Genomic DNA, 7,576 nt, shown 5'->3' with positions numbered 1-7,576 from the left:
ATTGGAGCTGCAATGAGAAAGTTGGTTCATCTTTGTTATGGTGTACTCAAACACCAACAGCCTTATCAAGCAGATTATTGAGCATGAATTTTCGATAATTTGCTTGACGTTTCAGACGGTATCTCTTTCATAAATCATTTTTTACTCAGTTCCAAATTATAGATCCCAGCAATTAGATTGAACCTCAATCCCAATCTTTTTCCTCGATTGCGATATCGCTCAGCAAGGATTTTGAAGGTTTTCAAACTGCCAAATACATGCTCAATGCCAATTCTTCTTTTGTTAATTTCTCGATTGTAAAGCTTTAGCTCAGGATCTAGTTTGCAGCGTTTTTTTGCTTTTAATGGCAATAGGCTATTTCGATACACTGTGTAAATCCCTTGATAACGCTTATCTGCAAGTATAAAGGCACTTGCAGGAATCTGATTCAAATTGCGTTTGAAAAGTTCGAAATCATGTACAGCACCACGACTTGTGCATAAACTCAGAATTTGCTGAGTTTTATAATGAACAATGGCTTGAACTTTGAAAGTATGTGCCTTCTTCTTACCACTATAGCTTTTCTTCTGTTTTTTTAGGCCTTTGTATTGGAATTTCTGTGGCATCTACGATCACCACATTCCAGTCAATACCTTCGCCTTCAGGCAAATGCTTTGGTAAATTAAATAAATTGGACTTGATGAGGCAGTCCTCTACATGGTGTACGATTCTTGAAGCAGTGGGCTCTGACACGCCATAACTTGTTGCGACATGGAATAATGTTCGGTATTCACGCCAATAGCTTAAGCATAAGAGAATCTGATCTTCTAGGCTTAATTTAGATGGTCTACCTTTGGCAGGAACATGCATTTTCAATTGCTCAACCATTAAATTAAAGGTTGACCATGAGATGCCGGTATATCGCTTAAACTGTGTTTCAGAAAGCTTCTTTGAATAGATGTATTTCATTCAAAGATTATGCCTGAATGTTTAAGATTCTTCGGTACAAATAATCAGCAATAGATAGGTCGTTTTTTGATTTATGAAAGAGATCTAATATATTTATTAATTTCAATATTTTGAATAAAAGTAATAGGAATTTATTAAAAATGAGTTCATGAACTCGTAGAATTTTTAAGTACATTTATATAAAAGGCTAAGTTCTCCCAGCAAAGAAATAGATGCCGTTTAGATAAAATTTTCAATCAAATAATCTTATTGTTGATATTTCTAGTCACATAGTCTATTTTCATTATATGAATTATTCTTCTTTACCCAAAAGACCACGTGGTCGACCAACCAAACACGGTTGTAACTATGCAGACACTAAAGAAGTTTTAATCCGCCGAGGTATCGAGTTACTGACCGAACGTGGAATGAATGCTATGAGCTTGGACGATCTCATGAAATCAGTCCAAGTTCCTAAAGGGTCTTTCTACCATTATTTTGTAAATAAAGAGGCTTTTATTTTAGAAGTCTTAGATGCTTATGAGCTTTATTTTGTGAAGCGATTGAATAAGTTTTTAAGTCAAACTGATCTTTCCCCACTAGAAAAGCTGCAAAATTTTGTAAAAGATGCGGGTGAAAAAATGCAAAAATATGATTTTAAACGAGGTTGTATTTTAGGTAACTTAGGACAAGAAGTGTCGTATTTGCCACAAGAAATCATTGCCCGAATCGAAAGTATCTTTAAGGTATGGGAGAAATTAGTTTCTGATTGCCTACATCAGTCAAATTCACAATATAGCCTAGCTGATTGCGATGAAGCTGCTTATCAGTTTTGGATTGGGTGGGAAGGTGCAGTTCTAAGAGCACGTTTGGTCAAATCAACAAGTCCCTTAGATGCATTTTATCGCTTGTTTACTTTAGCTGTAAAACAACAAAATCACGTAAAAAGTTAATTAAAAAAATAAATGCAGACGTCTGTATTTATTTTTTTAATTAATTCTAGATAAGTAGTCTAATTAAATAGAGAGGAAGTTCTATGTACAAAGGTATTGTAATTACTAAAGATGAAGCAGGTTACACATCACAAATTACTGAGATTGCATCAAAGCCTTTACAAGAAGGAGAGGTTAGAGTCGAAGTCAAATATTCAACACTCAATTATAAAGATGCTTTAGCCATTACTGGGCGTTCACCAGTGGTGCGTAGTTTTCCTTTGACCCCAGGCATCGATTTTTCGGGTGTTGTGATTGAATCAAAACATCCAGCATGGAAAGAAAGAGATGAAGTTCTACTGAATGGTTGGGGAGTGGGTGAAAAGTATTTTGGAGGGCTAGCCGAGCAAGTCACTGTTTCTGGTGATTGGCTCATACAAAAACCTTCTGCTTTTTCTTTTAAAGATACGATGGTTATTGGTACAGCAGGTTATACCGCAATGTTGTGTGTCATGGCTTTACAAAAGCATGGTATTAAACCAAGTGATGGAAAAATTTTAGTGACAGGTGCAAATGGTGGAGTAGGTAGTATTGCCATTATTATTTTGAATTATCTTGGTTATGAGATTACAGCTTCAACTGGTCGACCTCAAGAGTCAGAATATTTAACCTATCTAGGTGCGAGTGAAATTATTGATCGTATTGAATTATCTTCCCCAGGAAAGCCATTAAACAAAGAAGTTTGGGCTGGCGTGATTGATACTGTTGGAAGCCATACTTTAGCCAATGCATGTGCTAGTACAAAATATCGTGGTGCAGTTGCTGCGTGTGGTTTGGCAGGCGGAATGGATTTTCCAGCAACAGTTGCTCCATTTATTCTAAGAGGGATTACCTTATATGGAATTGATAGCGTGATGGCACCAATCGAATTAAGAAAAGAAGCATGGGAACGTTTGGCTACAGAATTAGATCAAACAAAATTAGAAACAGTAACGACTGAAATTCAGTTAACAGATGCTTTAAATATTTCAAATGAAATTTTAGATGGAAAAATTCGAGGTAGAGTTGTTGTACAGATATAGTTCAACAAAATGAAGTTGTGGGACTGTTCTAAATTTTGTGTAAGTACTTAATTTTCATTTATCCTACTGAGGATAATAAAAAGAGGTACTTCACATGGATGAAGCTACAATCAAAAGTATGACAGCTGAATTAGCTAAAGGTTTAAAAACTCCTGAAGATTTAAACCAAATGACAGCCATATTTAAATGTATTAGTTTAGCAATGAATTGTTTTACGATTCAGTTCGATGATCGATTAAAAGATCATTTATAAAAAATGGGACTTACACAAAATAATTTACAGGCTCGTAGAAACATGAAAATACATTCTTTTGGTGAACCCAATAACATTACTTTATCTAATAATTGTATTGAAGTTCGAGGTGCGCGTGAACATAACCTTAAGGATGTAGATGTTTCTATCCCAAGAAATGCACTTGTTGTTTTCTCAGGTGTATCGGGTTCGGGAAAATCATCACTTGCTTTTGGGACTATTTTTGCTGAAGCACAAAGAAGATATTTCGAATCTGTTGCACCTTATGCAAGACGCTTAATTGATCAGGCAGGAGTACCAGATGTTGATGCTATTGATGGTCTACCACCAGCAGTAGCATTGCAACAACAACGTGGTGCAAGTAATACCCGTTCTTCTGTTGGAAGTGTAACAACTTTATCAAGTCTCGTGCGAATGATTTATTCGCGTGCTGGTGCATATCCTGCCGATCAGCCAATGTTATATGCCGAGGACTTTTCACCGAACACTCCTCAAGGTGCTTGTCCTACCTGTCATGGTTTAGGTCACATTTATGAAGTTACAGAATCGACAATGGTTCCTGACCCAACACTCAGTATTCGTGAGAGAGCTATCGCATCATGGCCACCTGCTTGGCACGGGCAAAACTTACGCGATATCCTAGTAACCCTAGGGTATGATGTTGATCGACCATGGAAAGATTTACCGCAATCGGATAGAGACTGGATTTTATTTACTGAAGAAACCCCAACAGTTCCTGTCTATGCTGGTTTAAGCCCCGCTGAGACTCAATCTGCACTTAAACGTAAACTAGAACCCAGCTATATGGGCACTTTCACTGGTGCTCGTCGCTATGTCCTTCATACTTTTGCTAATACCCAAAGTACGTTGATGAAAAAACGTGTTTCACGTTTTATGGAAGGAAAAATATGCCCTTCCTGTCATGGTAAACGCCTTAAACCAGAAGCCTTATCTATTACCTTTGCTGGAGTAGATATTGGTGAGTTTATGCAACTTTCTTTGGATAAGTTAACTTGCCTGCTTGAGCCCATTGTTCTTGGCAATTTCGACGCTCATGATGCTGGAGAAAAGACTAATAATAAAGTAACCCAACTTGATAGATCTGAACGAGCAACAACAGGTAGAGCTGTGCATTCTGTATCTCCAGATGTAAGACGTACGTCAGCACTTTCAGATGAAAAGAAAATTGCTGCCCAGCGTTTAGCAAATGGTGTGGTGGGGCGTTTAAATCAATTACGCCAGTTAGGTCTTGGTTATCTAACATTAGATAGAGCCACACCGACTCTTTCAGCGGGAGAGTTACAACGTTTGCGTTTAGCAACACAATTAAGTTCTATGCTATTTGGTGTAGTTTATGTACTGGATGAACCGTCTGCTGGATTACACCCTTCAGATAGTCAGTCATTATATGATTCTCTCGATAAATTAAGAGACGCTGGAAACTCCGTATTTGTTGTAGAGCATGATTTAGAGCTCATGCGTCGTGCTCAATGGTTAGTGGATGTTGGACCAGATGCAGGAGAGCAAGGTGGTAATATTTTATATAGTGGAGTACCTCAGGGTTTAAGTGAGATTTCAGCTTCACGTACTGCAAGTTATTTATTTAATAAAATCCCAGTTACTCAAAGTTATGGACGTACACCCTCTGGTTGGCTTGAACTTAACAATATTTACCGACATAACCTGCATAATATTGATGCTCGTATACCTCTTGGTGTACTTACAGCAGTTACAGGTATTTCAGGTTCAGGTAAATCTAGTCTCGTTTCTCAAGCTTTACCCGAGTTAGTACTTTCATATTTAGGCAATGAATCTGAAACTGAAAACAATAATGAAAATAATCCTTTAAATGAAGGAATGTTGGTTACCGAGGTTACACAGGGTTCTCTGGCTGGTGATGTGGAGGCTATACAGCGTCTGGTACAGGTTGATCAAAAACCAATTGGCCGTACTCCACGTTCTAATCTGGCAACTTATACGGGTTTATTTGATCATGTTAGAAAGTTATTTGCTGGGACTCCTGAAGCTCGCCAAGCTCATTATGATGCTGGACGTTTTTCGTTTAATGTGGCTAAAGGGCGATGTGAAACTTGTGAAGGTGAAGGCTTTGTCAGTGTAGAATTATTGTTTATGCCAAGTGTATATGCCCCTTGTCCGACATGTCATGGTGCTCGATATAATGATGACACTCTGAAAATTCGCTGGAATGGACGTAATATTGCTGAAGTATTAGGAATGACCGTCAATGAAGCACGTGATTTTTTTGATGGAGAGGTCTCGATTGCTCGTTCACTACAATTATTAAAGGAAATTGGCCTTGGTTATTTACGTTTAGGGCAACCAGCGACTGAACTATCTGGTGGAGAAGCGCAACGTATTAAATTGGCGACCGAGCTACAACGCAATCAGCGTGGAAATACACTGTATATACTTGATGAGCCAACTACAGGTTTGCATCCATCAGATGTAGATCGATTGTTAGTTCAATTGCAGCGATTAGTCGATGCGGGTAATACCGTGGTTATGATTGAGCATGATATGCGTGCCGTTGCACAAGCAGATTGGGTGATTGATGTGGGACCAGGTGCTGGAAATGCTGGTGGGAATATTGTTGTGGCAGGAACACCAAAACAAATAACAGAAAATCAAGATAGCCGTACTGCTCCATATTTAGTTAATGAGTTAGTGAGTCGTGATACTAAACGTTGATATTGCGAGTGAGTAGAATAAAGACTTAAATTAAAATCCTGTAAAATCAATCAGATATTTTTTTGTTTTAGGTGGTGTGTGAGCATGAAATCTAAAAGTTTTTTTTCAACTAAGGGCTTTGTTGCACAACCCTATCTGTAACGTTTTTTTCAGCGATATAATTTTCAAATGAAGAAGCCTACACACAAAATCTACCGCACAACCAATTGGCCCGCATATAACCGAGCACTCATGAGTCGAGGAAATATTGCCATTTGGTTTGATCCTGCTACGCAATGATATACGCCATCAAAAGGCAAACAAGGGCGAAATCAAATCTACTCCGACGCAGCCATCCAATGCTGCTTAATGATTAAATCTTTATTTCGTCTGTCTTTACGTATTGTCACTGGCTTTGTGCAAAGTCTGATTAAACTTTGCGGATTAAATTGGACACCACCAGATTACACCACGCTTTGTAGAAGACAAAAGCATATTGATATTGCAATCAGTTACCAAAAAAGTAGCGATGGGCTGCATCTACTCATGGACTCTACAGGGATGAAGTTTCTAGGTGAGGGCGAATGGAAACGCAAGAAACATGGACCTGAATATCGTCGCCAATGGCGTAAACTACATATTGGGGCGAATTCAAACATGAGGTGCGACAGTTTAAAAAGTCTTATGATAATCAATAAGCTGAGCAAATTTCTCTAATGGTGTAAGCCAATCTAACGCTTTTCTAGGACGAATATTCAGTGACATGGCAACTTGATTTAAATAATGCTGATCTGCCTGGTTTAAATCAATCCCTTTAGGTAAATATTGCCTAATTAAACCATTCATATTTTCGCATGTGCCTTTTTGCCAGGGGGAATGTGGGTCACAGAAATATACATCTATGCCTAAATCTTCTTCGAGTATTTTATGTTCTGACATCTCACGTCCACGGTCATAGGTCAACGTTTTACGCAGTTCTGCAGGTAAATATTTCAGAGCTTCAGTTAAAGCCTTGCGCACTGATTCTGCCTTTGCATCAGGTAATGTTGCCAAGATACAGAGCCGTGTATTTCGTTCAATAAGTGTTGCTATCGAACTTTTATTGTCTTTACCTTTAATTAAATCAGCTTCCCAATGACCCGGTATTTTTCTTTCTTGAACTTCGGCTGGGCGCTCATGAATAGTTTTAATATCCTGTAATATAGAATCTTTTTTAGATTGACCGTTAGCTTTTCGCTTTTTATTTTCATGACGCAGACAGGATAATAAGTCTTTTTTCAACTCACCCTTTGGTAATGCTCGTATCGTTGAATAAATCGTTGTATGGCTTACATTCATTGTTTGATCCAAATCAGGAAATGTCTTTAAACGCTTTGCTATTTGCTGAGGAGAACCATAAACAACGGATCGCTTTAACAATAAATTTCCAGAGGATTGAATCGATTTTGAGTTTTCTGTGACCACGTCTACGTCTAGCAAAGGTGTTATCAGAAGCATATCGAGTTTGATAAACGTCATTGATGCTATTTCTTTTAAGCTCACGATAGATCGTACTAGGATGTCTTTTAATGAGTTCAGCAAATTTTCTGGCTGAAAAGCCTTCTTTTCTTGACTCAAGCATTAATGCAGTACGATCTTCAAAGTTAAGATGATGGTATGACAATTTTATATACTCCATAAACCTTTTAAATTAA

General features: G+C 37.9%; 6 protein-coding genes and 2 pseudogenes. 5 read left to right on the top strand and 3 right to left on the bottom strand.

Annotated features, from left to right (window positions below; translation table 11 throughout):
* Positions 1-134: 134 nt before the first annotated feature.
* Both MF4640_RS19605 and MF4640_RS19600 read right to left on the bottom strand, forming a co-directional pair.
* Positions 135-605, bottom strand: coding sequence for a transposase family protein (locus tag MF4640_RS19605; RefSeq protein WP_078389311.1), 471 nt, complete (start codon positions 603-605; stop codon positions 135-137).
* A complete protein-coding gene (locus MF4640_RS19600; protein ID WP_039889777.1) occupies positions 553-948 on the bottom strand; it encodes a transposase family protein in 396 nt (131 codons plus the stop codon). Before MF4640_RS19600 ends, MF4640_RS19605 begins: the two co-directional genes overlap by 53 nt.
* Positions 949-1,235: 287 nt before the next feature.
* On the opposite strand from MF4640_RS19600, the gene MF4640_RS08690 reads away from it, so the two are divergent.
* From MF4640_RS08690 to MF4640_RS08675, 5 genes and pseudogenes are all read left to right on the top strand, one after another.
* Positions 1,236-1,880 carry a TetR/AcrR family transcriptional regulator gene (locus MF4640_RS08690; RefSeq protein ID WP_078389310.1) on the top strand — a complete coding sequence of 215 codons (645 nt, stop codon included), beginning with the start codon at positions 1,236-1,238 and terminating at the stop codon, positions 1,878-1,880.
* 83 nt (positions 1,881-1,963) lie between these two features.
* Positions 1,964-2,941: an MDR family oxidoreductase gene (locus MF4640_RS08685; RefSeq protein WP_078389309.1), complete on the top strand. Its 978-nt coding sequence runs from the start codon at positions 1,964-1,966 to the stop codon at positions 2,939-2,941.
* 94 nt (positions 2,942-3,035) lie between these two features.
* Positions 3,036-3,194: a hypothetical protein gene (locus MF4640_RS19430; protein WP_004979619.1), complete on the top strand. Its 159-nt coding sequence runs from the start codon at positions 3,036-3,038 to the stop codon at positions 3,192-3,194.
* A gap of 42 nt (positions 3,195-3,236) precedes the next feature.
* Entirely contained in the window at positions 3,237-5,903 is a 2,667-nt protein-coding gene (locus MF4640_RS08680; protein WP_078389308.1) for an excinuclease ABC subunit UvrA, read from the top strand.
* Positions 5,904-6,071: 168 nt separating this feature from the next.
* Positions 6,072-6,536, top strand: a pseudogene (locus tag MF4640_RS08675) (IS5 family transposase); the annotation flags it as partial.
* An 18-nt stretch (positions 6,537-6,554) separates the two neighbouring features.
* Here MF4640_RS08675 and MF4640_RS08670 read toward each other — a convergent pair.
* Positions 6,555-7,503 (bottom strand): annotated as a pseudogene (locus MF4640_RS08670) (IS30 family transposase).
* Between the last annotated feature and the right edge of the window lie 73 nt (positions 7,504-7,576).

This window comes from Acinetobacter sp. MF4640 (genome assembly GCF_002018895.1).
GTDB lineage: Bacteria > Pseudomonadota > Gammaproteobacteria > Pseudomonadales > Moraxellaceae > Acinetobacter > Acinetobacter johnsonii.
Note: the sequence above shows the minus strand (reverse complement) of the source record. Positions and strands in the feature narration are given on the sequence as shown.